Below are 23,531 nucleotides of genomic sequence, written 5' to 3' on the forward strand. Positions count from 1 at the left end.
CAATTAGAAAAGGAACTAAAATTGAACCTCTAATATGTTTAAAATTTGTTTGTGTAAATTTGCAGCATCTCTAATTATAAAATACTGTTCTCCCCAAGTTGGAATAATGATCGTTTCGCCATCGCTTAATAACCATAAACTAGGATGTTCTTGTGAATCGAAATCTTCAATAAAAAATAGATTGTAACCAATAGCTTTATGTAATCCTTGGTTTAAAACATCCTGTTTTTCTATTGGAACAAAGTCGATACCCACTAATAAAGCTATTACTTTTTTTATCTTATTTTCTTCTTCAATTGTTATATTTGTCTCTTCAGTTGATGCACCATTTACATCAACACCACCTATATGAAGCGCTATTATACTAGTTTCATTTGCTATTAATTCAAAATCGACAACACTTTCTTGCTTTCCACACGCTGTAACAATAAGGAAACAAATACATATTGCTATAAGATATCGTTTCAAAACTATCGCTCCAATTCTTTTTTAAAATTCATTAATATCTAAAATTACTTTTTTCAAAATATCAATAGATTCTATTGGTTCATCACCAAGTTCTAAACTGTGATTTCCACCTTGAATTACTTTTAAAGTTAGTTTGGTGTTTTTGTTCAATTCTTCAAATCGGTCAATAATAAAGCAACGATCTTTGTCTCCAATAATGCAAAGCCCTCTATTATTGGTGTTATTCATTGCGTTAAAGACATCATCTCTTTGTAATAGCGGGGTCAGCCAAACGGCTTTTGCATCTTTAAACATCGGATTTTTTAATAAATGGCTTAACCCTATTGTTCCAATTGATTTTGCCACAAAGTAGCATATTTCATATGGTTTGTTTTTTAAAACAGTATCAATGACCAGTTGGACATCGTTAGTGAAATCCTCTTCACTAAGAGCCGACAACTCTTTACTGTTATATGTATAGTTAACATGTAAGACATCAAAACCTTTTTTGTACAATAAACCTGTTGTAAAATGTAACAACGGCGCCTGGGTTGTGTAGCCTGCTCCTGGTAAGATAATGGCTAATTTATTTGATGGTTCTTTTTGCTCTATGATTCTAAAAGGTATCATTTTAGAGTCGACAACTTCATTTTCATCCATCTTTTTCACCCCTTGGATAAACATTTTACTATTATTGCATTGGTGATTTAAGATTATTTGCTGAATAATACAACAACTATCCATTGCAACAGTTCCGAAACTCCCCCACATTAGTTCACTGTCCGAGTTTGTTTTCTTACAACATTTAACCAATCATTAAAATAATCCTTATTATTTTAATCGGCAATGTCAACTGCTTTTTGTGCAAAATAGTGTGCTTTTTCTTTATCATTTAGCTTTAGAGCATACTCAGAAGCATCTTTCCACGATGAAGAATATTGTATGTAATACGAACTTTTCACGACCATATCTATCGCTTTTGCCCACTGTTCTTCTTTTACGTAAATATTTTCTAGCAGAAAATAAACCGAATTCGCTTTGAGATAATACGGGCCATTTTCATAATCGAACTGGAGAAGAATCGTTTTTACCTTTTCAAAATCACCTTCTGCGTACAATGCATTGATTTTTTCGAAAAATTGATGATCTACTACTAACCACTCATGATAGTCAACTAATTGCTGGCCCGTTAGGCTTTTAAAACTTACGGTAAAATCACTAGTTTCTTTTGTTAGTTCAATTAAACTATTAATGACGTGATCGCCATGATCCTTTAAAAGTTTTTCAACAGTAAAATGAGCCATAACATACCATTCGGAAATAACCTCTCCACTGCCTCCCCCTCTAAATTTCATCTCAGAAAATGGGATTACATGCCACCAGTTAATTGCTTCTAGAAAAGGCAGCGGAGCAAACCGATGTGCAAAAGCTTCAGCAACTCCTTCATGAAACCATTCTGGAACATCAGAGATACTTAATTCTATGTCCTCCATCTTATTCATCATGTGAAAATGGGCATATTCATGTGTCAATGCGTGCATAAGGGAATCTTCGTTTAGTCTGCCATCTAAAACAGCAATGTTACTTTTCGGAATAAAGATTGCATTACTTCCTTTTAATATCACACGAGCAATAAACGACTTTGGAAGATATACGGTTAGACTTGAGTTGGTTTCCCCATTAAACCATGCATTCCCTAATTCATTGATATTTTTTACTTCTTTCTCTAATTCATCAATTATGTAATAATAATTCTTATCATATCTAAATACGATATTCCCTACTTCTTTATATTCAGTATTAATATTAAGCAAACTTACCAACGCAGTTGTATAGTATTGTTGTACTGTTGGTATCCGTAAAACTCCGATATAAAATAATAAACAAACCAAAAAAAATATAATCTTTCTATACTTCATTTTCTTCCCCTTTACTTTTAAAACAGTAGCAAAGCTTTCTCTAACTCTGGAACTTAACTACAATTAATAACACATTTAATTTTTCTTATATCTTAGGGGTTCTTATTTGGCGAACGTTCCTTGGTGAAAGACCATTTGCCATTTCCCTTCGTTCCTTTTCCAAATCGAACTTCTTAATACCAATTTGTTATTATTATGTCTTAACGAGCGATACGTTGCTAATACAACATCTGCAGCTAATAGTTTAATATTAAAATAGGTGACTGTATATCTAATTGAATTAGTAACTGTTTTATCTTCTCTAACAGCATCTAGTTGCGCTTTTTTATCAAAAATGTTCCCAGAGCTTCCATATTCCAAGAAATCCTCTGCGAGATGCTCGTTTAACTCGTTATAATCATACGTCATTAATTGTTTTTCAAGATACAGAATTTCTTCTTCTAGCGATCTAAATTCCATTAAACTCTCTCCCTTGTTTAATGTTTTGTAAAAAAGATAGATTAATCTTTTTCAGTCTTATTAGCATCTTCAACGATACCCAATCCCTCAACCTCACATCTTATTTTATAAAAATGAACAACCAATGGATGAGTATCCTTAGTAAAAATTAATTGTTTTAATCTCCTTTTACCTAACCTTCTATCTAGCATTGAGTATGCCTTAATAATAATATTTTCCGAATTCATTGCTTCATCAATGGACAAAGAACTGTATTTTATTAATGGGGCATAGAAATGATAGCCTTCAAAAATGCTTTGATTTTTCATCATTTCTTCCGTATCCTCTGAAGCCTTAATTAGTTCCTGTCGTTCCAAAGAGTTGAACATTACATCCCAATCTGGGTTATAGGGAATTCCACTTAAACTTCCTTCCTCTTTCATAAGTTGATATAGTTTCTCATGTTTTACTGCATATGTAAGATCAGAAGCACTTACTATTTCTTTTTTGTCAAATGTAATCCAAACCCTAGCTGGACAATCTGGGAATTTCCGATAAACGGTTGCATATAACTTGATACGTCCTTTTAACTTATCACATAAAAAACTTTCAAGTGTTGATTTCGTCTTACTCCATTGCATAGGAATCACCATCAATAATTAGAGTATGTTTCTGATTTTCTTTAAACCATTCCAATGCTTTTTCTTCAATTTCTTTTGCAATACGGTCTTTCCCATTAATGTACGATTCAATATCATGTGGAAATTGTTGCGCCAGTCTCTCTTTTAAGTCACCATACGTCTTCTTTAAGGATGGATGGCTTTGCAAGTAGTCTCGAAAGGCCAAATGTCGTTTTATTTCATTACTTCCAACCTGATAAATGTGAACGTGATGGGAGCGATTGTCTCCACCTTTTTGAAAGTACCTTCGGCCAAGTAGTCCATTCTCACCTTTGGGTTCATATCCATTGTTTTGCATCTCTTCATTATATTTATCGACGAGGGTAATGTCTTCAACAACAGGCATAATATCTATTATTGGTTTAGCTTTTAACCCTCGAACAGAAGTACTACCAATATGATAAATGTCTAAAATTTCATTTCCAAAGATTAATTTCAACTTTTCAGCTTCTTCCAAGAACATTAATGGCCATTTTTCATTGTATGAACATACTTCAACCTTTCTCAAAAAAATCTCCCTTTCTTCGAATAAGCTCCTCATTACTTTAAAATCGGCACCTATTTCCCATTCTCCCTTCCGTACTCTATCAGTTCCGATACTGTCACAAATGTATATCCTTGCTCTATTAATGAAGTAACAATCCCTTCTACGGCATTGAGAGATTCAATTCTACTTTCATACATGACATGTAATAGGATGATCGAACCTGGCTCTATATTATCAACTACATGCTTAACAATCTTATTTGAGTCTGAGGCAATTTCTGGATAGCTTTCAGGTTCGATGTTCATATAAATTGTATTTCTTTCATTTTTAGATAAGTAATACGGCAGGAACAATAACCTTTTTCCATAAGGTGGACGGAAAGTGATTTCTCCTTTATAGCCAATCTGGCGTATCAATTCATCTGTTCTCTCTATTTCATCTTTTATAAAAGATGGTGATTTAAAAACCATTCGTTTGTGGGAGTAAGAGTGATTTCCAATTTCGTGTCCTGCTTGTACAATTTTAACTCCATCATCAAAAAAGTTTTCAATCTCGTGTCCCGTTAAGTAAAAAGTCCCTTTCACATCATGTTTACTTAAAATATCTACTATTTTATCTGTGTTAGCTCCAGGACCATCATCAAACGTTAATGCAACTAATTTTTCGTTTACTTCTACACTTGTAACTAAACCACCAAAAAATTGGAACGTTCTTGATTTAGATAACTCGTTTAATAAATAGCCTAAACTAATAAAAAGTACGATTGTAATACTAGTTATGATCATTATTTTCCTCATATTTCCCCCAATAATATCTTTTGTCATTATTAATATAATACTAGCTTCCCACAAAATATAAAGGGTAATTTCTCAACAAAAAATCAGTCCAGATATGTTAGGACTGAATTCTCTTCTCGAGACTATTAATTTTTGTATCATGTTTACCAATTTTCTCACTTAAATAATCAACGTCATACGTAATTCTGTCAACCTTTTTAGTAATAAGATGAAGAGTATCTTTAACATCTTCCTGTTGACTTTTTTCTATTCGATCAAGCCTTGATAAAACTACCTTAAATTGAAGCTCAACGTTGTTAAGGTGACTATCTATGTTCTTGAACTGACTATCTATATTCTTGAACTGACGATCTACGTTGTTAAACTGAAGATCTAGGTTATCAAATCGTTCTAAGATGATTTTTAGCAATTGTTCATTATCCATTTTAATCACCTCTAATAAATAATACGTTTGATTATATCATAGAGCCAAATCTCTTTTCATTCATAATTAGATCTATTTCTTTATTTTACTCCAAGTAAGTCTATTATTAGCATATTCTTGAACTATTCGCACTCGAATACTTTAAGTCCATTTTTACCATAGTTAAATCATTGAAATGTAATACTAAATCGATAATTTGCCATTCCTTGAATGGTTTTCTTTTCACCATGCCAATAAACAAGCATGTTATAAGTATAAGTTCCTTGCTCGTTTGGAAGTTCTATATAGCTAGGTGTGTTTCGCAGCATAAGAAAATAATTGAATAACGGGAGATCATCCCGTTGCTTATAACTCCACTGCTCATGATAGTCAGGTAATTCTTCTATTTTTAAATTTATTGTGTTTGGTAAAGGTTTATCATTAAATTTAATTTTCAATGTTTCGCCAGATTTGACCACATAATTTGTAGTCATTGTCTCGTCGAGATTGTAACCACTCACGCTACCCATACAAACATCCATAGTCCAACAAATAGTTTGTGTTGTTACGTCAATTTCTTGGTCCCCTATTGTTATTTTCGGAGTATATGCTTCTACTCCTTGTACTTCACTTACAATTTGCGCATTTTTATTAAAACTTACGATAATGGCAATGAATATGATCAATAATGATAATAGTGAAACATACTTTTTCATGGTTAGTCATTCCCTCTTTAAATCTATTTTCATATCAACAATACTAGCTGCATAAAAAACGTCGCTGCTGGATGTTTCAGAAAGACGTCTACCTTGTTAAATTTTGCATACTCTTTATTCTTTTTTGCATAATAATAACCAAGAAGGAAATTAAAATTGATAGTGTTAAAAACATCAAATAAGTGTTTAGATTGAAATATTGGCTGTTTACATGAATAGAAAATAACGAGGTTATCTGGTCTATATATACATTATCTTCAAATCCATGTTGCTCGTAATACAAATCTTGTAAAATATTTTTGTGCTTAATATAGGAACCTTTCTGATAAAAGAAGCCAACCATCCAATGTGTAGCAATGGCGACAATACCAAGTACTAACATAGTAGGTTTAATGTTCATTTCCTTAAAAAATTTAACGAATAGAATTACTAAATAACAAAACAGCGGTACTAATACTACCATATGAATTAATGCCGGGTTCCCATTCCCCGAGGTTTTTCCAGGTGACGGGTTCATTAGATTGATAAAATAAAATAATACTCCACTAATTGCACTAGCAATAAAAATCTGCATTAATATCTTTTTCAAATATATCCCCCACAGAACTATTTCTCTATTATTCTAGCTAAATTGTTGAAAAGAGAGATCCTTGTTTCACTTTAGGTCACTGTTCGTTCGGATATTGCCAAACTGTAAAACTAAAACTTATAATACCAAAGAATAGCTATTTCATTAGCAGTTGAAAGGTTTGAGTAAATCATAGTATCAATAGATCCGATTATAAAATTATTTTTGGAATAAAAGCGACAAGCAGAGACATTAATATCTTGTGTTTCAAGCATAAGACCACAAAAGTTATTCTCCTTTGCCCATTCGAAGGCTTTATTTAATAATGCGGTTCCAACACCATTTTTTCTATATTCTTTTGCAACAGCAACATCTTCTACATAGGCATATCCATTCCAGTTTCCTCGAAGTCTAATCTGACCAATACAGTTGTTTTCAGCGTAATAAAAAAATACTACTTTTCGTTCACCCTCAATATAACCTATATCAATCTCTTCATCTTCATATTTCTTAAAATATGGTTTAGAAAATAGTTCCTCAGTATATTTCCAAATACGATTTTCAAATTTAGGTACAATTCTCCCGAAAACAATAAAACCATCGTTTGATTTATTAAAATCATTTATATTAGCTTGTGTCATTTTAATTATCATCTTAGTCTCCATTATCAAATTACTCAAATAAACTAGTTACAAAGAGAAAGTAGTTCAAGTAGGTATCTCGCTTGTTAAATAAGAAGACTTATTTTTTCATAAGCGGAATATAAATATCAAAATGCGGATCGTTTGGATCTCGGTCGACTGGATAATGTTCATGTTTAATTGGCAAATCTGGGTCATAATAGTCTACCCCAGCTTTTCTATATGCGGTATAGTCACTTTTAATCAACCATTCATGCAAAGCTGTATAAGTCTTTGTTATATCTTCTCGCTTATTATGAGTAGTTTTCACATATGTCATTTCAGGAACCTTTATTTCAATCATCCCATCAGGAATTTCCTGCTGCTCACTCACTTCAAACACAGAGTAATGCGCAAAGCCATTTGGAATTACATGATAAGATAACCCTAACTGAATATCAGGATTGATCTTATACTGTAACTCCTGGGATCTTTGTTCCATTTGTTTAATAATATTTTTTAAATTTGGTACAATTTCAGAGAAAGTCCCCTCCCATTTTAATCCTACTGCACGATAGGCTGGTAAAGATACAATTTCATAGCTCATTTTATTTCCCCCGTTTCAAAAAACGTAAAGGACCTTTCTTCAAGATCCTTTTTGGTTAAAAATAATATATTAATCCGGCAACACCTAACGAAATTAGTCCAAGTAAACCAGAAACCATTGCTATTCTTGTTCTGAAATGTCTATGGTTTTCTGTTTCAGAATGAAAATTAGCTCTTTGTTGCAGTCCGTTAGTCCAAGCCCCAATAAAAATACCAGAAATAATAATGCCAATAGCACCAATAATAAGAAACAAATTCAACATATAGATTACCCCTCTCAGTTCATTAATTTATGTACGTTTCGGAGTTATAATTAGTTTCATAGGAATGTTAATGATCTTGCTCCTATTACCCTGGGCTATTTTATTTGACATTAATAAAGAATGAGGCTGTCCCAAAAGTGTATGACACTTTGTTTTGACAGGCTCATTCACTTTTTCTAACACTTTTGTTCTAATTATAGCTAACTATTTAACTAAAAATTCTTGAATATTTCCTGTAAATATTCAAGAATGGATCGCTAATTCTTTTTGAGATTACCAGTGGACCCTGTAAATGGGTTCATTTCATACGTCAAATCTTTCCCTACCTCTTTTTCCTCTTTCGAAATTCTCTCTCCTAATGAAGCATAGTACCAAATCCAGGCACCAAATGATAATAAACCACCGATAGTTGTTATCCAAAAGACTGCACTTTCCAAATATAACGCCTCCAAGTTTACGATTTAACCATTTATTAATCGAAACACGATCAACATCTTAATATGACTGCTCCACTCTTCATTACTTTAATATCATTGTTTTTTCTGCAAATTTATAACTTCCTGTTTATCTTGCGATTTTATAGTCATCTTAAACTCATCTTCTTCATATGTCTCCTGATTAACAGTACCAACTAAAAAAGAAACAACATTTCCCTCGATTTCCGTTTCCATATCTCCGACAATACCTTTAATCAAACCATTTCTACTTTCCAATTCAATGGAAAGATTACCGAGATCTTCTAACACTGCTTCAAAATCTTTAAATTCAATTTCAATCCAATTCAGCTTTTTTTCATCGTACATTTCTGAATTGTATATGTAACTAACATTCCAATGTTCTCCTTCTCCGTAGAAGATTACCTCACCGGTCACAACAGTTTGTGTCGTTGACGAACAAGCTGTTAAGATGATCAAAAGAAAAGTGCCGAGCAACATCCTAAACTTCATTAATAAAACCACCTTTTTTGATCTATTTTTTCCTATTTTACTGCCCAGGCTCTTTAGCTCAGAATAAAAAGTATAAAAGAACCATATTTAACAACCATTCTCCATTGCATTTAGAACACACTTCCTCAAATCTTATACATATATTAACATATATTTAAGTTCTTGGGTGTAACACCTAAAATTTTTTTCTCTAACTTGACTACAAAGAAAAAATAGGAATTCATTCACTGGTTTATATCGCAATTTTGTTTTAATTTCATGATCACAGGCTTTTACCTATGGGAATTTAGCCTAGAAATAAAAAAGACGACTAAAACAGCATGCTATTTTAATCGCCTTTTTTCAAATTAATGTTTGCGAAAAACTGGATTTATTTTGATACGTTCTTTATTGTTAGAATTTTTTCTCACGAGAAGTTTTTATGCATGATTATTTGAGAATACCTGTTCAATTTTCTGAATTTAGATACTCACAAAGTTCCATTAATGTTCCGTCTGTTGATACGGGATTAATATAGATTAGTCTTCTTCCGCGCGTGTTAGTACGAAGTGTTTCGTCTAGAAAACGAATTCCATTTTTTCTACCTTCTTGTATTGCTTTATCCAAATCGTCAACGCGATATGCCAGATGATGTACTCCTTTTCCTTTTTGTTTTATGAAGCGAGCAATTGGTGAGTTCTTGTTCGTTGGCTCCAGTAGTTCGATTATTTTATCATCGGTTTTGACAACAGCTACGTGAACTTCAACACCTGGAATATCACTAGTGTATCGGTCCTCTAATACGCCATTTAATATATTTAAATAGAATGGGAGTGCATCATCAATACTTCTAACAGCAATTCCAACGTGGTCTAAAATGTAGTTCAAATTAGTCCCTCCTTTGTTGAATATATTCCAGTGTCATTCAATCTTATCATTTGATCCCTGCTTGGACCAAAAATAAGAGGATGTCCAAAAACAAAGTATTAGACAACGCTAGGGCACCGAATATAGACCTATACATCTATATTTAGCAGTAGACGCGTGGTGTCAGACACTTTTTTGGACAGCCTCATGTGTAAACCTTTTAGTTTTTTGAAGTAGTTGTATAATCGATGGAATTAGCAATCTCGATAAGGACTTCAGGAGTTACTTGCTTAGACACTCTACTATCGACACTAAGTATGTATTGCCAGCAATCTCGTTCAAATACGAGGGCATTAAAATTAGTAGAAATCTTTATGAATTGTGCTTTGTTTCCGTTGTTTAAGGTATATTCATCTATCCTGTATTTTTGTGGAATTTTAAGTTTATGCTCAATATGCTTTACATTAATCATATAATGATTTTTTCCGGAGTTTTCGTTGACGACTTCCACTTCAAAACTGTCGTTTAGATCTCCTTCTAAATCATTAAATCTCCCGAATTTATGGGTGAAAACGATTGGCGGCACTCTAAGTGGTAACGCTAATCTTTGATTAAAATGCTTTTCAAAATCACTTAAGGCTTCTTCAACGGTTTTATAGCCAATTTCAATGTAAGTTTCTTCAAAAGGACGAGGACTATCATTTACAATTGCATAACCTTTATCTATGTTTGATGAAATTACGATACTTAGGACAAGCGAAAGTAGGAAAATACACTTTTTCATTTACTTCACCCTTACATTTTTTCTGTATTTTCCCCAATCTAATTACATATTATCCTTCGTATTATCTACCTTAATCTTGTGCTTTGAAATGGAAGTTTTCATCTAGAATTAAGCTTTACAATATAGCATAAACTGCCAGAATAAAGCCAAAAGCTGAAATTAAATTGCAAAGACAGTGAAATACAATGGCTATGTAGATATTTTTCTTTTTCCAAGCAATATAGTATGCAGGGTAAAAGGCTATAATTCTAAACAAATTATTAAACGGTAACCAAAAATGATAAAAAGAAAATAATACTGTTATGATGAATGGGGCATAGTTGCCAAATCTACTAAATTTCTGTGTGAGATAACCCCTAAAAAATAGCTCTTCAACGATAGGACCAATAAATCCATTTAAGATAAAATAAACACCACAAGTCAACAACAGTATGTTCCTTGAATAGTTTTCCAAGTAATCAAAATTAGTCCAGTTAAAGTATGTTGGTAAAATATTCGAAAATCGTTCAGTAATTGGGGCAAAAAACATCTCTTCTAATGGGGCTATTGTTGCGGACATTACACCAGCAAAAGCCCATAGGAGTGCTGCATAGGTAATGATCTTCCACCAACTTAACTTTTGGTAATTTGAAAATGCACTTTTTAAAGAATATCTTCCAAACTCTTTCTTACTAGCAGAAAATACCACATAGAGCTGTATGGGGAAGAGAATTGATAGTGCTAAAATAAAAAATATTAATAGAGTTGGAATCGTTTCTCCAAGTATATGACCTACAATGAGATAGCTTATTGTTAATATTGAAGTAGGTACAAAAACAAGGAGAAGTACCTTCCACACGCTAAGATTAACTGTGCGTTGATTTTCCTCTATGCTTTCACGTAACAAATCCATTTAATGTCACCGCCAAATTTAAAATAGTTCTAAGGGTAATGTAATTTTAGTTTCGGTTTTGTTAGCAATTGGGGAGGGACAGTGAACCTGTCCCTCTGTCCCTTTAATCTCTTTCTCTTGCCCTCTGTGTATCTCTAATATTCTTTTGAACCGTTATGGCTGCAAATAAACTTAGAACAAATGCCATAGCATAAAATCCTTTTTCACTTAAATCAATACTTCCTGCATTGAATAAACCGATTGCCATTAATGAAATAGCGACAATAAGTGCAAACCAACTAATGCCATAATAAATAGTTGTAACTGGAATTCCCTCATCTTTATCTCTTACTGCTTTTTGTAAAGATACCGCTGAATATAGTCCGAAAATTAAAACAGCAAAGTAATAGCCTTTTTCGTTCAGTTCCATCGTTGCGTTAAACAAACCGATAAGGTAAGCCGCTACACCTACTAACAGCGCTCCCCAAGAAGCTCCCACGAAAGCCGGAGTCGGTTCTCCCTCTTTCCTTTCTACTTTCCTTTTTAAATCACTTTGTTTTTTCTCAACTAAAACTTCATGTTCATTTGACATTCAATGTTTCGCCTCCATCTTTGCATGTTATAAAAATAAAGCACCCCAAATACACGGTAGTGCTTCACCCCTAATTTCATTATATAGAAATTTATTACAAATAATAGATAAATTTTCCTTGATTATTTTTTTGGTGATTCTGACTAGCTAGACTTTTCTGTTCATTAGATTAATAAAAAGGCGATAACCTTAATTCGGCTACCGCACATCAAAAATATAAGTCAACTATTCACTAATACTACTTCCTACATGTAGTTCAGCTTCAATGCCCTTCATTATACCGTAAGCACCTTCAGACTTGTTTGAACACACAACCACTCTATTCAACGTCTCCGGATAAAAAGCAGAATGAAAACTAACACCAGGGTCATAACCCATCACATGATACTTCTGTATCTCGCCTCCTTTTTTCTTTATCCATAGCCCATAGCCATAAAAATTATCTTCATCATCAACTCGAACGTGGGCAGTGAGCAACTGTTGAGTGGTTACTTCGCTTAAAAGTACATTGTTCATTAGTGCATCCCATAGTTTAGCCATATCTTTTACTGTTACAAACGCGCCGCCATCCGAACCACCTTTTGCTGGCAAGGAATAGATATTCGTTTTCCACGTTCCGTCTGGATGGTCAATGTAACCTAGTGCGGTATTCGCTGGAAGAGCATCTAATTCGAAGTAGCCTGAGTCCCCCATACCAGCTTTATCGAAAATATGTGTTTGAATATAGTCAGAAAAGTTACATTTACTTGCTTGTTCAACAATTAAACCTAGTAAAATATAACCGGCATTATTATAGTGAAATCTTTCTCCGGCTTTAAATTTCATCGGTTGATCTTGAAATAACGGTAAAAAATCTTTCAAACTTCTAATATGATACATTGGATGTTTAATCCACATTTCTTCGAAGTCAACCATTACTTCCTCATCAAAGTAATCAGGTATTCCAGAAGTATGTGTTAATAGATGATGGATTGTTATTTCTTCATCAAACTGTGGGAAATCTACATTAAGACATTCTTTTAACTTTAAATCGAAGGAAAGCCGTCCTTCCTCCACTAGCTGACAAATTGCGATTCCAGTAAAAAGCTTACATCCCGATGCAATTCCATAGCGAGTTGAAGTCCTATTTTTAAATTGATCAGAACGATTAGCATACCCATAACTTACTTCTGCCAAAATTCCCTTATCGTTAGTGACCAAAACCGTACCTGAAAATTCATCTTCGCTTTGCAAAGTTGTTATACGATCTAGTAAATTAGTTTTCATCGTATCCCTCCTCTTTCAAAAAATTATCTCTCTTGTTTCTAATGGGGACAGGGGGACAGGTACACTGTCCCCCTCGATGCAGGAATCAACCCCTTATTAAAATTCCTGTAAATAAATTAAATAATCACTTCTGGTTCCTTAGAAAGGCTATTAAAGTTTAGAGGAAATCTCAATAACCAGCCTATCTATCTATTTTAACATAAATATCCATTTTGCAAATAAAGTTTTATTTTTAACAGGAGACCAAAAGCCATCCTTTATATTTGTTAGTTTATTAATTTTTGTTTAAGACAGCTAATTAGCGAGTTTCAAGTGTAATAGCACTTCCACCTATACACTTACCCGTTCTTTCCTTAATGCGTCTATTAAACATTCTACGGTCGGTTGTTCCTCTAAACAACAATCTACAGCTAAACCTGCTTTAACAGCTGCTAAATAAGAGTTCTCTCCAAAAGTAATGACTTTTTTATCTTGAAAAAAAGTGAACGGATCAATCGTTGCTTCTGTTAATGAATGTAATAATACGCTTATAGACTTTACACTTGGAAAAACAACTGTATTAAGCCTATTCTCCATTTCCAGTCTTTTAAGTGTTTCAAAAGAATGTTCCACAGGAACAAGTTGATGGGTTGCTAAATAGTCCAATCGTTTTTTAAGGGGGGCACTAGGGGCGGCACTGGTCTTAGCTCCAATAATTAAGAGATTACGAAGCAATGACAATTCATTTTCTCTTCTTGATGAACAACCATATTTTTTTAATTGCTTATCCGTTTTTCTCGTTTTAACAAAAAACTCTGCTTTGATATTACGTATGTCGATCCCATATAAGGTTAATCCCTTAAAAAATTGCTCTACACTTGTTGGACATGTAAATAAGATTTGATCGTAAAATGATAGTTTCCGAAACTTTTTTATAGTAGTAATATCAAATAAAAGTGATTTATTCGTAAAGCGGGGAAATTGAAAAACATCTGCTCCTTGCTCGATTAATTCAGCAGCCAAATCAACTTCACCAGCTGTTGCCCTAGCTACAATAATATTTTTTCCATGGAGAGGCATCTTTTCAAACCATTTTAACTTCTCTCTCAGGGTGACAATTGATCCTACTAGTGTAATCGCTGGATTTTGAAAATTTTCTTCGGAAGCCTTACGGCTAATGTTCTCTAAGGTACCTTCCAATGTTTTCTGGTCACTGTATGTCCCCCATTGAATCAAAATCACTGGAGTTGTTGCTGGCTTCCCATGTAAAACTAATTGGTTTGCAATATAGTCTAAGTTACCAACTCCCATATAAAAAGCAATCGTATCAATACTAGAAGCTAGACTTGCCCAATTCACTTTTGGCTTACCATCTTTGGATTTTTGGTGACCAGTAACGATAGCAAACGAAGTGGCATAATCACGATGTGTGACAGGAATACCAGCATACGCACTTGCTGCAATCCCTGAAGTAATTCCTGGTACAATTTCAAAATCGATACCATTCTTCACCAATATTTCTGCCTCTTCGCCAACTCGTCCAAAGACAGATGGATCACCTCCTTTTAGACGAACAACCATTTTCCCTTCCTTGCTTTTTGCAACTAGGAGATCGTTAATCTTTTCTTGTCGTAGGGTATGCTGCTGAGGTAGTTTCCCACAATAAATGAGTTCCACGTTGTCTTGTGCTTCTTCTAGTAATAACGGATTTACTAACCGGTCATATAATATTACTTCAGCTCTTTGAATGCATTGTAGACCTTTAACAGTAATTAAGCGTTTATCTCCAGGGCCGGCCCCTACTAGATATACTTTTCCATATGTCATTGTTGCAGACCTCCCGTAATATCTAATTAATAGTGGATTGAAAGATAGCATCCTTTTGAATCTTCATAACTGGTCCCACCTTAACTGAGACTTGTTTAAACTGAGGCATGTAACAGTTCGGATCGAATATTGGTGGAAAAATCCGATTTACGCTGTGAAGATCACCCCAATGAAATGGCGCGAAAATAACATCTTCACGGATTAATTCTGTTAATCTTGCTTTTAAAATGGCACTTCCATTCCGCGATGAAATCGCGACGAGATCACCATCTATTATTTGCTGGTGCTTTGCAGTTTCAGGGTGAATTTCCACAAACGCTTCAAGACTACGTTCTACTAATTGTTTACTTCTTCGTGTTTGTACCCCTGTCAAATAATGTTCCATAAGCCTTCCTGTTGTTAGGATTAGCGGATATTCATCATCAACTTTTGCTTTTTCTGGGATGTCAAAATTGGTTAAGAAGTTTGCACGCTTATTACTAGTAAAGAATCCTGTTTCAAAAAGGAGTGGAGTACCCTTGCTCTGCTCTGGACACGGCCAAAACACCCCTTTTTCTTTAATGTTTTCATACGTAATTCCAGAATAATCTGCTTTCCCACCTTTACTAGCAATTCGTAATTCGTTAAAAATGTCCTCTGAATTAGCAAATCTAAATCCTTGTTTGACACCTAAAGCCTCGGCTAAATGACAAAGAATTTGCCAATCATGCTTTGTTTCTCCAGGTAACTTTCTTTCTGCATGTCGATAAACAACTCTCCCTTCTAAATTTGTCATTGTCCCTTCATCTTCTAAATAACTTGAAGATGGTAGTAGAAAATGAGCAAATCTAGCAGTTTCAGATTGAAACATATCAACTACAACAAGTAACTCTAACTTCTTTAAGCAATTTTCCACAAATATTGCATTTGGATTTGAGACAATTGGATTTGATCCCATAACAACCATTGCTTTGATTTCGCCTTTGTCGATTTTCTCAAACAATTCATAGGCCGAAACACCTTTTCGCGGAAGTTCTGCTGGGGAAACTCCCCAAACATTTGCCACGTATTCTCGGTCACTCTCGTTCTCAATTGAGCGATAACCAGGTAATTGATCCGCTTTTTGACCATGCTCTCGACCTCCTTGACCATTTCCTTGACCAGTAATCGCGCCATATCCACAAGCATGCTTGCCAATTTTTCCAGTGGCTAGTAAAAGGTTTAGAAAATGCCTAACATTTTCTTGTCCATTGGCATGCTGTTCAACTCCCCTGGCGGTAAAAATCATCCCGGTTTTTGAAGTTGCAAACAATCTTGCTACTTCAAAAATCGTCTCTAATTTAACACCAGTTAATTTTTTTATTGAAGAATAACTAATTTCTTTCACCCTTTGTTCAGCTTCAAAAAAACCATCTGTTTGGTCTTTTACAAAATCATAGTTTACTAGCCCTTCTTCAACCATTACCTTTAATAAACCTATAGCAAATACCCCATCCATTCCAGGGATAATTTGCACATGGATATCGGCTTGTTTCGCCGTTAAGGTTTTTCTTGGGTCAATTACAATGATTTTCGCTCCATTTTTCTTGGCCCTTTTGAAATATGGCAGCATTGTTGGTTGACATTCGGCTAAATTTGTACCAGCAAGAATGATACATTTGCTATCTTCAATTTCTGAAAGTGGATTTGTCAGCCCCCGATCTATACCAAAAGTAGCATTCGCTGCAAAAGCAGCTGCGCTCATACAAAATCTACCGTTGTAATCAATATATTTTGTTTTTAGCGCAACTCTAGCAAACTTTCCTAACAAATAAGCTTCCTCATTTGTCAATGATCCACCACCATAGACAGCCACACTATTGTGCCCATATTCTTTTTGTAAACTTTTCATCTGGTTTGCAATCATTTCAAATGTTAATTCCCAAGGAACTCGAACGAATTCGCCATCAAGTTTCATTAATGGAAAATGAACTCGCTCTTCATTTATTGCATGTTGATGAGCAAACGTACCTTTGATACAAAGTCTCCCTTCAGATGTAGGATCGTTTTTATTTGGTTTTACTTTAAAGCGGTTTCGAGTTTCCACTCTTTCTTCAATTAAATCCATGGAGCACTGCATACTACAGTATGGACAGCGTGTTTTCATTGTAGTTTCGGTACTTTTTTCTAATTGCTTTTCTCTGAAGTACTGAACTAAATCATGCATTTAGACACACCTTTCATAATTGAAAAACCTCCCTAAAAATCAATATAAATGTTGTCATCTATAACGGTAACATCATACGTTTTTACGCAACCAACATCGGGCTTTTGCACAAGTCCGTCTTCTAGCGATATTTTACGATCATGCAAAGGACAAAACACATAATCGCCACTAACAATTCCTTGAGATAGGGGTCCTTGTTTATGTGGGCACTTGTTTTCAATAGCTTTCACTGTCCCATTTGCGAGCTTAAACAATGCTATTTCAAACCCAGCTATCACAACTTCTTTCCCTATTAATAAAGGAAGTTCAGATAGGTGTGCAATCTTAATTTGGCCATTTTTTTCCTTTATCTTTTCCATACAAACCTCCACTAAGTTTATTTTCATTGCTAACGCATTTTATTGAAAGATCTCAATATGGGTATTTGTAAATAGTTCTTTCTTCAACGATTCGCTTTCAATAATTTCTTTCCAAGGGTCACTCTCTAGAGCTGATAAAGCTACTTCCATACGATCATTTAGTTCTAGGCGGAAACTTTCATCAGCTAGTAGCTTTTCTTTGATACTTTCTAATCCAATTCGCTCTACCCAATGCGAAGTTCTTTCTAAATACCTCGCTGTTTCTCGGTAATATTGAAGAAACGCTCCAGTTATTTCAATGACTTCAGCTGATGTCTCGACTTGTGCAAGCATATCGCCTTTTCGTAATGTTGCCCCACCATTTCCACCTACATAAATCTCCCAAGCTCCTTCAATACCAACAATTCCAACATCTTTAATCCCTGATTCGGCACAGTTACGGGGACATGCAGATACTGCCATTTTTACTTTATGGGGTGTACTTAATCGTTCAAACTTTTTCTCTAACTCAATTCCAAGCCCGATCGAGTCTTGGGTACCAAAACGACAGAAGCTTTCTCCGACACATGTTTTTACAGTGCGGAGCGTTTTTCCATACGCATAACCTGAATTCATCCCTAATTCTTCCCAGACCGCTGGTAAGTCCTCTTTTTTAATACCAAATAAATCAATTCTTTGCCCACCAGTTACTTTAACTAGAGGTACATTATACTTTTCAGCTACATCAGCAATTTTTCGTAAGTCAGTTGGATTGGTAACCCCGCCATACATTCTCGGAACCACCGAATACGTACCGTCTTTTTGAATGTTGGCATGCATTCTTTCATTGACAAATCTTGATTCTCTTTCATCTTCATAAGAAACTGGCTGCACCATTCCTAAATAATAATTAATCGCAGGGCGGCATTTCGAGCAGCCTGCTTCAGTGTTCCAATCAAGAACATTCATTACTTCTTTTGGATGACTTAACCCCTTTTCACGAATTGCTTCGACAACTTCTTCATGAGATAAAGAGGTACAACCGCAAACAGTTTCCTTCGCTTCGGCTAATTCTGCTCCAATTGTTGCAGCAAGAATTTCACTAATTAATGGTTTACAAGAACCACATGACCTTCCAGCATTTGTACAGCTACTAATTTCAGTTACCGAGCATAAGCCATCATCTTTAATTGCTCTAACAATTTCCCCTTTTGTTACCCCGTTACAGCCACAAACATTGTCACTATCGGCCATGACTAGAGCCGTTTGGATATCTTGATTGCTTTCACTTTGGATAATACTCGCTGAAGATAATCCAGAAACATCCTCTTCACTCTGGATCATGTTAAACAACTTTGTTCCTTCTGATGTATCCCCGTATAAAACAGCGCCAATAACTCGATTTTCACGAATGATAACTTTTTTGTACACTCCTGTAAATTCATCTTGAATGCGAATACTTTTGGAAGAGTCAGAATCAAAGAATTCACCTGCCGAAAATACATTTACTCCTGAAACCTTTAACTTTGTGGAAAGGACAGATCCCTCATAAACTTTTTCTTGATTGAGCCCAGTAAGGTGACCCGCTAGTACCTTTCCTTGCTCCCAAAGGGGCGCAACAAGTCCATAGACAATATTACGATGTTCTGCACATTCACCAACTGCATAAACATTCTTTATACTCGTTTGAAGAGTGTCATTAACAACGATACCTCGGTTTACTTCTATTCCGCTTTCAATACCTACTTCTGCATTTGGCTTTATCCCGACCGCCATTACAACAAGATCTGCCTCGGTTTCACTTCCATCTTTAAATTTTAGTTTCTTCACCCGAGATCTTCCAGAAATTTTGGTCGTTACTTTCTGCATTAAAAACCGCATCCCTTGTTGTTCTAATTCTTGTCGTAGCATTTTAGCTGCTTCCTCATCAAGCTGTCTTTCCATTAAGTAATGGTGCAAATGAACAACTTCTACTTCCATCCCTAAATTAAGTAAGCCTCTGGCTGCTTCTAGACCTAGCAAACCACCACCGATGACGACAGCTTTTTTATAGCTCTTTGCAGTTTTCATCATCGTTTCACAATCCTCGATATTCCTAAAAGCAATTACACCCTCTAGATCAGTTCCTGGAATTGGTAACATAAACGGATTTGAACCAGTTGCAAAAATCACGTAATCATAGCTGGTCTCTCTTCCTTTATCCGTATAAACAACTTGCTTTTCTTTATCAAGCTTAACTACTGTCTCGTTTCGATATAAGGTAATGTTATTTTCCTCATACCATTCCAAACTGTTCATCTCAATATCTTTAACCGTCATATCACCTGCTAATACTGAAGAAAGCATGATCCGGTTATAATTTACATGAGGTTCATTACCGAAAATAGATATTTCAAAAAGGTCCTTACCACCTAGTTTCAGAATTTCTTCTATACACCGGACACCTGCCATTCCATTACCGATTAAGACAAGATGTTTTTTTGCCATATTAATTACCTCCTAGTAATTGTTTAAATAACTTTTCGCCTTGCTTTTTCAATTTGTTCAACATCTGATTCATCTACAGATGACACATAGTACTCTTTTGCAAAAGCATTTTTAGGTTCTTCTAAATAGAAGAAGCAAACTAGGAAGCTTATCAATGCACCAGTTGCTAAAATAAAGAAAAACTGTTGCGGTGTCACAAAGGTATAAAGCGTTAAGTAGATCGTTGCCCCTACATTTCCGTATGCTCCAGCCATCCCTGCAATTTGACCTGTAATTCGTTTTTTAATCATCGGTATAACAGCAAAAGTGGCACCTTCAGCTCCTTGGATAAATACAGATGTCAAAACTGTAATTAAAACAGCCAATGTCAATGGCCAGCCTGAATTAATTAGCCCCATTGCACCTAAGCCAATCGAAATACCCAACATATAGATGAGCATAACGTTTCTTCTACTTCCCATTCGATCCGATAAAATTCCACCTAGTGGACGAGCAATTAAATTAATAAAAGCAAACGATGCAGCGATTAAACCAGCTGTTGTCGGTGTCAATGAAAAAGTTAATTGAAAAAACATCGGCAACATAGAAACAATAGCTAGTTCAGCGCCAAAGTTGGCAAAATAAGTTGTATTAAGAGCTGCAACATTTTTAAATTTATATTGATCATCTTTAGGAACACCTTTTTTTAAGATCGGAACATTAATTTGAATAATTTTATATACTTGAAAGACAACTGTTATCGTGATCAAGACATACGCACAATAAAGGATTGTTGTTGAAATAAACCCAAGCCCCTCTAGTCTCCAAGCGAGAACTGCTAATGCACCGCCAAGTGGTATCGTCCAAATAATTAGCTGCACCATATCACCAAAAGTACTTACTTCCATTGCCCCATTTCGTTTTGGACGAATATACTCTTTGCCATCAGGTGTGTCCTTCACAGCGAAATAGTAAATAAACGCATAAACAATACAAAATAATCCACACAAAGCGATGGCATAACGCCAACCATTTTCGCCGCCAAACATTGTTAAGGCCAACCAAGGTAGGAGAATTGCAGCTGCTGCCGAACCAAAATTCCCCCAGCCACCATAGATACCTTCGGCAAATCCAATATCTTTTGGTGGAAACCATTCTGAAACCATTCTTATTCCGATAACAAAGCTAGCACCAATACTACTGATCAATAATCTGGAGACCATTAATTGAGTCCAGCTATCTCCAAAAGCAAATACAAACGTTGGAATAGCCATAGTTATTAATAACCCCGAATAAACTTTTCTTGGTCCATAGCGATCAAGTAATATCCCAATGACGATCCTGGCCGGAATTGTTAATGCTACATTTAATATGGCTAATGCTGCTAAGTGTTCCTTCGTAAGCCAATCTATACTTTCAAGCATTGATGTCGCTAACGGAGCCATATTAAACCACGTAAAGAATGATACGAAAAAGGCAATCCATGTTAAATGTAATACTTTCATTCGATCATCTTTAAAAGTAAATAAGTAACGAACCTTCATCAAGACACCCCTTCCCTAGTTCTGAATTTTCAAAATTATAATCTTAGTCTTACATAAATTGAAATTTTTGTATTAGACATTGAGAGAAGATTTAACACCTTTTTCATATTTCTATCATTAATAACTAGTAAAAGCGTGATATCCAGTGGTGGAAAAAATAAAGACTAGCTTCAAAAAAGGCCTCTTCTTCACAACCAAAAAAGCTGAGATCAGGGAATATCCCTAGCTCAGCTTTTTTCAGTCAAATTAAGTTAAAACACCATTTCTACTAACTCCTTTTTATCAATTTTTCCGACTGCTGTTTTCGGCAACTGACGAACAAAACGAATGATTTTCGGTACTTTATAACTACCAAGGTATTCTTTACAATACTGTTCTATTTCTTCCTCCAAAAAACAGACACCTTCTTTTGGAACGATAAAGGCTGTAACAACCTCGCCCCATTTCTCATCGCTAATTCCAACAACGGCCACTTCAGCAACCTTCTCGTGTTCCGCAATGATATGTTCAACTTCCAAAGGAAAGACATTTTCACCACCTGTAATGATCATGTCTTTTTTTCGACCTACGATATAGAAATAACCATCTTCGTCAAACCTACCTAAGTCCCCTGTGTAAAGCCAACCTTCCTTTTTTGTTTCGGCAGTTACAGTAGGATTGTTCCAATAATAAGCAAAAAGGTGGTGACCACTGATGACGATTTCCCCAACTTCACTACAACGAACTTCATCCCCGTTTTGGTCAACAATTTTGACATTATTATATAGCATTGGTTTGCCTACGGAACCTCGTTTTTTCGTGACATCATTTGGATTAATATAAAAATTGTTAGGACCAGCTTCCGTTAATCCATAACCTTCTTTAAATGCCAATCCTTTCTTCGCAAAGGCATCGTAAATCCGATAAGAGCAAGGAGCTCCTCCAGATAAAAAAGTATGCATTGAAGGAAATGACGTCTTCTGAAACAGTTCCGTTTCCGTAAGAACATGGTACATGGTTGGCACTAATAAAAGAATTGTACAACGTTCTTCATTAATGACATCTATCATACGCTGCGCTTCAAATTTATCGTCGATGACCACTTTACCGCCAATGTGCAATAGCGGTATCGATAAGGCGTTTAATCCACCTGTATGAAACATAGGTAAATATGTTACGGTTGTATCATCACCAGTTAAATTCCAACTTGTTATCGTATTTATTGCGTTATGGAAAATTGACTGATGAGTAAGAACTACTCCTTTAGGTTTCCCAGTTGTTCCACCGGTATAAATAATTGCAAGAGGATCCGTTTCACTCACACTTACATAAAATTGCTGCAAAGCCGTCTTTTTCAATAATGTTTCATCCTGTTGATTTATATTGAATAACGATCCTTGATACTGACTCGGAAGTAAAGGTTTGAATTTTTCATGATATGCAATTAGCTTTGGCTGACAGTCCTCTAGGATATAGCTAATTTCATTTTTAGATAATCTCCAATTGATCGGAACAAAGATTGCTCCTAGTTTCGTGCAAGCAAACATTAAATCGAAGTACCAAATATTATTTGGAGATATAAGGGCGACTCGTTCTCCTTTGGTTACACCTATTTCTAGCAAATAGGACGCTAATCGTTCAGCTCGGTCATGTATATTTTGATAAGTCCACCGCTCCCGTGTTTCTCCATCAACAATTGCAACCCGGTCTGGAGTAATCCGAGCTCGCTTTTTTAACCAATCTGTATCCCAGCTCATCTTACCTCCCCCTTTACTTTTTTCTATATAAAAAGCTGGTCAAAAGCCCGACAACGAAGCGTCTTTCGTTATCCTCCTTTTTGAACTGTCTTTATTACCCATTTAGCATCTCTTAACTTGCGACGATGAAAAGTTTATATTTTAATAGAGAATGTTTAAAAATTCCGGTAATCATAGCTCTCGGAACTGATTATCATCTTTTTTGA

26 protein-coding genes are annotated in these 23,531 nt (G+C 35.1%); all 26 read right to left on the bottom strand.

What is annotated here, in order from left to right:
• Window positions 1-15: 15 nt before the first annotated feature.
• The 26 genes from ACK4M9_RS16745 to ACK4M9_RS16870 all read right to left on the bottom strand — a co-directional run bounded on the left by ACK4M9_RS16745 (window position 16) and on the right by ACK4M9_RS16870 (window position 23,325).
• A complete protein-coding gene (locus tag ACK4M9_RS16745) occupies window positions 16-468 on the bottom strand; it encodes a hypothetical protein (protein ID WP_409853005.1) in 453 nt (150 codons plus the stop codon).
• A 21-nt stretch (window positions 469-489) separates the two neighbouring features.
• On the bottom strand, window positions 490-1,107 hold the full coding sequence (locus ACK4M9_RS16750; RefSeq protein ID WP_409853008.1) for an alpha/beta hydrolase: 618 nt from the start codon (window positions 1,105-1,107) through the stop codon (window positions 490-492).
• 176 nt (window positions 1,108-1,283) lie between these two features.
• Window positions 1,284-2,366 carry a hypothetical protein gene (locus tag ACK4M9_RS16755; RefSeq protein ID WP_409853011.1) on the bottom strand — a complete coding sequence of 361 codons (1,083 nt, stop codon included), beginning with the start codon at window positions 2,364-2,366 and terminating at the stop codon, window positions 1,284-1,286.
• A 102-nt stretch (window positions 2,367-2,468) separates the two neighbouring features.
• Window positions 2,469-2,825, bottom strand: coding sequence for a nuclear transport factor 2 family protein (locus ACK4M9_RS16760; protein ID WP_409853013.1), 357 nt, complete (start codon window positions 2,823-2,825; stop codon window positions 2,469-2,471).
• Window positions 2,826-2,866: 41 nt separating this feature from the next.
• Window positions 2,867-3,445, bottom strand: a complete 579-nt coding sequence (locus ACK4M9_RS16765) for an SF0329 family protein (RefSeq protein ID WP_409853016.1) — start codon at window positions 3,443-3,445, stop codon at window positions 2,867-2,869.
• A complete protein-coding gene (locus ACK4M9_RS16770; RefSeq protein ID WP_409853019.1) occupies window positions 3,432-3,992 on the bottom strand; it encodes a GrpB family protein in 561 nt (186 codons plus the stop codon). Before ACK4M9_RS16770 ends, ACK4M9_RS16765 begins: the two co-directional genes overlap by 14 nt.
• 50 nt (window positions 3,993-4,042) lie before the next feature.
• Entirely contained in the window at window positions 4,043-4,768 is a 726-nt protein-coding gene (locus ACK4M9_RS16775) for a polysaccharide deacetylase family protein (RefSeq protein WP_409853023.1), read from the bottom strand.
• A 97-nt stretch (window positions 4,769-4,865) separates the two neighbouring features.
• Entirely contained in the window at window positions 4,866-5,192 is a 327-nt protein-coding gene (locus tag ACK4M9_RS16780; protein WP_409853026.1) for a hypothetical protein, read from the bottom strand.
• 167 nt (window positions 5,193-5,359) lie between these two features.
• Window positions 5,360-5,887, bottom strand: a complete 528-nt coding sequence (locus ACK4M9_RS16785; RefSeq protein ID WP_409853029.1) for a hypothetical protein — start codon at window positions 5,885-5,887, stop codon at window positions 5,360-5,362.
• A gap of 88 nt (window positions 5,888-5,975) precedes the next feature.
• Window positions 5,976-6,476: a hypothetical protein gene (locus ACK4M9_RS16790; RefSeq protein WP_409853031.1), complete on the bottom strand. Its 501-nt coding sequence runs from the start codon at window positions 6,474-6,476 to the stop codon at window positions 5,976-5,978.
• 110 nt (window positions 6,477-6,586) lie between these two features.
• Window positions 6,587-7,108 carry a GNAT family N-acetyltransferase gene (locus ACK4M9_RS16795; protein WP_409853033.1) on the bottom strand — a complete coding sequence of 174 codons (522 nt, stop codon included), beginning with the start codon at window positions 7,106-7,108 and terminating at the stop codon, window positions 6,587-6,589.
• An 88-nt stretch (window positions 7,109-7,196) separates the two neighbouring features.
• Window positions 7,197-7,682, bottom strand: a complete 486-nt coding sequence (locus tag ACK4M9_RS16800; RefSeq protein ID WP_409853036.1) for a GyrI-like domain-containing protein — start codon at window positions 7,680-7,682, stop codon at window positions 7,197-7,199.
• A 55-nt stretch (window positions 7,683-7,737) separates the two neighbouring features.
• Complete coding sequence (locus tag ACK4M9_RS16805) at window positions 7,738-7,944, bottom strand: DUF5316 family protein (protein ID WP_409853038.1); 207 nt, start codon at window positions 7,942-7,944, stop codon at window positions 7,738-7,740.
• A gap of 257 nt (window positions 7,945-8,201) precedes the next feature.
• Window positions 8,202-8,381 carry a hypothetical protein gene (locus tag ACK4M9_RS16810; protein ID WP_409853040.1) on the bottom strand — a complete coding sequence of 60 codons (180 nt, stop codon included), beginning with the start codon at window positions 8,379-8,381 and terminating at the stop codon, window positions 8,202-8,204.
• A 93-nt stretch (window positions 8,382-8,474) separates the two neighbouring features.
• Window positions 8,475-8,891: a hypothetical protein gene (locus ACK4M9_RS16815; RefSeq protein WP_409853043.1), complete on the bottom strand. Its 417-nt coding sequence runs from the start codon at window positions 8,889-8,891 to the stop codon at window positions 8,475-8,477.
• A gap of 447 nt (window positions 8,892-9,338) precedes the next feature.
• Complete coding sequence (locus ACK4M9_RS16820; RefSeq protein WP_409853046.1) at window positions 9,339-9,758, bottom strand: VOC family protein; 420 nt, start codon at window positions 9,756-9,758, stop codon at window positions 9,339-9,341.
• A gap of 199 nt (window positions 9,759-9,957) precedes the next feature.
• Window positions 9,958-10,521 (bottom strand): hypothetical protein, encoded by a 564-nt coding sequence (locus ACK4M9_RS16825; protein WP_409853048.1) that lies wholly within the window; start codon window positions 10,519-10,521, stop codon window positions 9,958-9,960.
• 115 nt (window positions 10,522-10,636) lie between these two features.
• A complete protein-coding gene (locus ACK4M9_RS16830; protein WP_409853050.1) occupies window positions 10,637-11,413 on the bottom strand; it encodes a CPBP family intramembrane glutamic endopeptidase in 777 nt (258 codons plus the stop codon).
• Between the two features lie 103 nt (window positions 11,414-11,516).
• On the bottom strand, window positions 11,517-11,984 hold the full coding sequence (yiaA, locus tag ACK4M9_RS16835; RefSeq protein ID WP_409853052.1) for an inner membrane protein YiaA: 468 nt from the start codon (window positions 11,982-11,984) through the stop codon (window positions 11,517-11,519).
• Window positions 11,985-12,209: 225 nt separating this feature from the next.
• Entirely contained in the window at window positions 12,210-13,250 is a 1,041-nt protein-coding gene (locus ACK4M9_RS16840) for a serine hydrolase domain-containing protein (protein ID WP_409853055.1), read from the bottom strand.
• Window positions 13,251-13,580: 330 nt separating this feature from the next.
• Window positions 13,581-15,056 (bottom strand): uroporphyrinogen-III C-methyltransferase, encoded by a 1,476-nt coding sequence (cobA, locus tag ACK4M9_RS16845; protein WP_409853057.1) that lies wholly within the window; start codon window positions 15,054-15,056, stop codon window positions 13,581-13,583.
• A 22-nt stretch (window positions 15,057-15,078) separates the two neighbouring features.
• Entirely contained in the window at window positions 15,079-17,241 is a 2,163-nt protein-coding gene (gene nasC / locus ACK4M9_RS16850; protein ID WP_409853059.1) for an assimilatory nitrate reductase catalytic subunit NasC, read from the bottom strand.
• Window positions 17,242-17,273: 32 nt separating this feature from the next.
• Window positions 17,274-17,600 carry a nitrite reductase small subunit NirD gene (nirD, locus tag ACK4M9_RS16855; protein WP_409853062.1) on the bottom strand — a complete coding sequence of 109 codons (327 nt, stop codon included), beginning with the start codon at window positions 17,598-17,600 and terminating at the stop codon, window positions 17,274-17,276.
• 39 nt (window positions 17,601-17,639) lie between these two features.
• Window positions 17,640-20,066, bottom strand: a complete 2,427-nt coding sequence (nirB, locus tag ACK4M9_RS16860) for a nitrite reductase large subunit NirB (RefSeq protein WP_409853065.1) — start codon at window positions 20,064-20,066, stop codon at window positions 17,640-17,642.
• A 23-nt stretch (window positions 20,067-20,089) separates the two neighbouring features.
• Window positions 20,090-21,589, bottom strand: coding sequence for a NarK family nitrate/nitrite MFS transporter (locus tag ACK4M9_RS16865; protein WP_409853068.1), 1,500 nt, complete (start codon window positions 21,587-21,589; stop codon window positions 20,090-20,092).
• Window positions 21,590-21,840: 251 nt separating this feature from the next.
• Window positions 21,841-23,325, bottom strand: coding sequence for an acyl-CoA synthetase (locus ACK4M9_RS16870; RefSeq protein ID WP_409853070.1), 1,485 nt, complete (start codon window positions 23,323-23,325; stop codon window positions 21,841-21,843).
• Window positions 23,326-23,531: the final 206 nt, after the last annotated feature.

The organism is Anaerobacillus sp. (assembly GCF_046314235.1).
GTDB lineage: Bacteria > Bacillota > Bacilli > Bacillales > Anaerobacillaceae > Anaerobacillus.

Coding starts and splice junctions, on each gene's coding strand:
- ACK4M9_RS16750 (WP_409853008.1), bottom strand. CDS start 1,107: ATGGATGAAAATGAAGTTGTCGACTCTAAAATGATACCTTTTAGAATC.
- ACK4M9_RS16755 (WP_409853011.1), bottom strand. CDS start 2,366: ATGAAGTATAGAAAGATTATATTTTTTTTGGTTTGTTTATTATTTTAT.
- ACK4M9_RS16795 (WP_409853033.1), bottom strand. CDS start 7,108: ATGATAATTAAAATGACACAAGCTAATATAAATGATTTTAATAAATCA.
- ACK4M9_RS16775 (WP_409853023.1), bottom strand. CDS start 4,768: ATGAGGAAAATAATGATCATAACTAGTATTACAATCGTACTTTTTATT.
- ACK4M9_RS16865 (WP_409853068.1), bottom strand. CDS start 21,589: ATGAAGGTTCGTTACTTATTTACTTTTAAAGATGATCGAATGAAAGTA.
- ACK4M9_RS16815 (WP_409853043.1), bottom strand. CDS start 8,891: ATGAAGTTTAGGATGTTGCTCGGCACTTTTCTTTTGATCATCTTAACA.
- yiaA (WP_409853052.1), bottom strand. CDS start 11,984: ATGTCAAATGAACATGAAGTTTTAGTTGAGAAAAAACAAAGTGATTTA.
- nirD (WP_409853062.1), bottom strand. CDS start 17,600: ATGGAAAAGATAAAGGAAAAAAATGGCCAAATTAAGATTGCACACCTA.
- ACK4M9_RS16785 (WP_409853029.1), bottom strand. CDS start 5,887: ATGAAAAAGTATGTTTCACTATTATCATTATTGATCATATTCATTGCC.
- ACK4M9_RS16870 (WP_409853070.1), bottom strand. CDS start 23,325: ATGAGCTGGGATACAGATTGGTTAAAAAAGCGAGCTCGGATTACTCCA.
- ACK4M9_RS16800 (WP_409853036.1), bottom strand. CDS start 7,682: ATGAGCTATGAAATTGTATCTTTACCAGCCTATCGTGCAGTAGGATTA.
- nirB (WP_409853065.1), bottom strand. CDS start 20,066: ATGGCAAAAAAACATCTTGTCTTAATCGGTAATGGAATGGCAGGTGTC.
- nasC (WP_409853059.1), bottom strand. CDS start 17,241: ATGCATGATTTAGTTCAGTACTTCAGAGAAAAGCAATTAGAAAAAAGT.
- ACK4M9_RS16765 (WP_409853016.1), bottom strand. CDS start 3,445: ATGCAATGGAGTAAGACGAAATCAACACTTGAAAGTTTTTTATGTGAT.
- ACK4M9_RS16805 (WP_409853038.1), bottom strand. CDS start 7,944: ATGTTGAATTTGTTTCTTATTATTGGTGCTATTGGCATTATTATTTCT.
- ACK4M9_RS16780 (WP_409853026.1), bottom strand. CDS start 5,192: ATGGATAATGAACAATTGCTAAAAATCATCTTAGAACGATTTGATAAC.
- ACK4M9_RS16830 (WP_409853050.1), bottom strand. CDS start 11,413: ATGGATTTGTTACGTGAAAGCATAGAGGAAAATCAACGCACAGTTAAT.
- ACK4M9_RS16760 (WP_409853013.1), bottom strand. CDS start 2,825: ATGGAATTTAGATCGCTAGAAGAAGAAATTCTGTATCTTGAAAAACAA.
- ACK4M9_RS16840 (WP_409853055.1), bottom strand. CDS start 13,250: ATGAAAACTAATTTACTAGATCGTATAACAACTTTGCAAAGCGAAGAT.
- ACK4M9_RS16825 (WP_409853048.1), bottom strand. CDS start 10,521: ATGAAAAAGTGTATTTTCCTACTTTCGCTTGTCCTAAGTATCGTAATT.
- cobA (WP_409853057.1), bottom strand. CDS start 15,056: ATGACATATGGAAAAGTATATCTAGTAGGGGCCGGCCCTGGAGATAAA.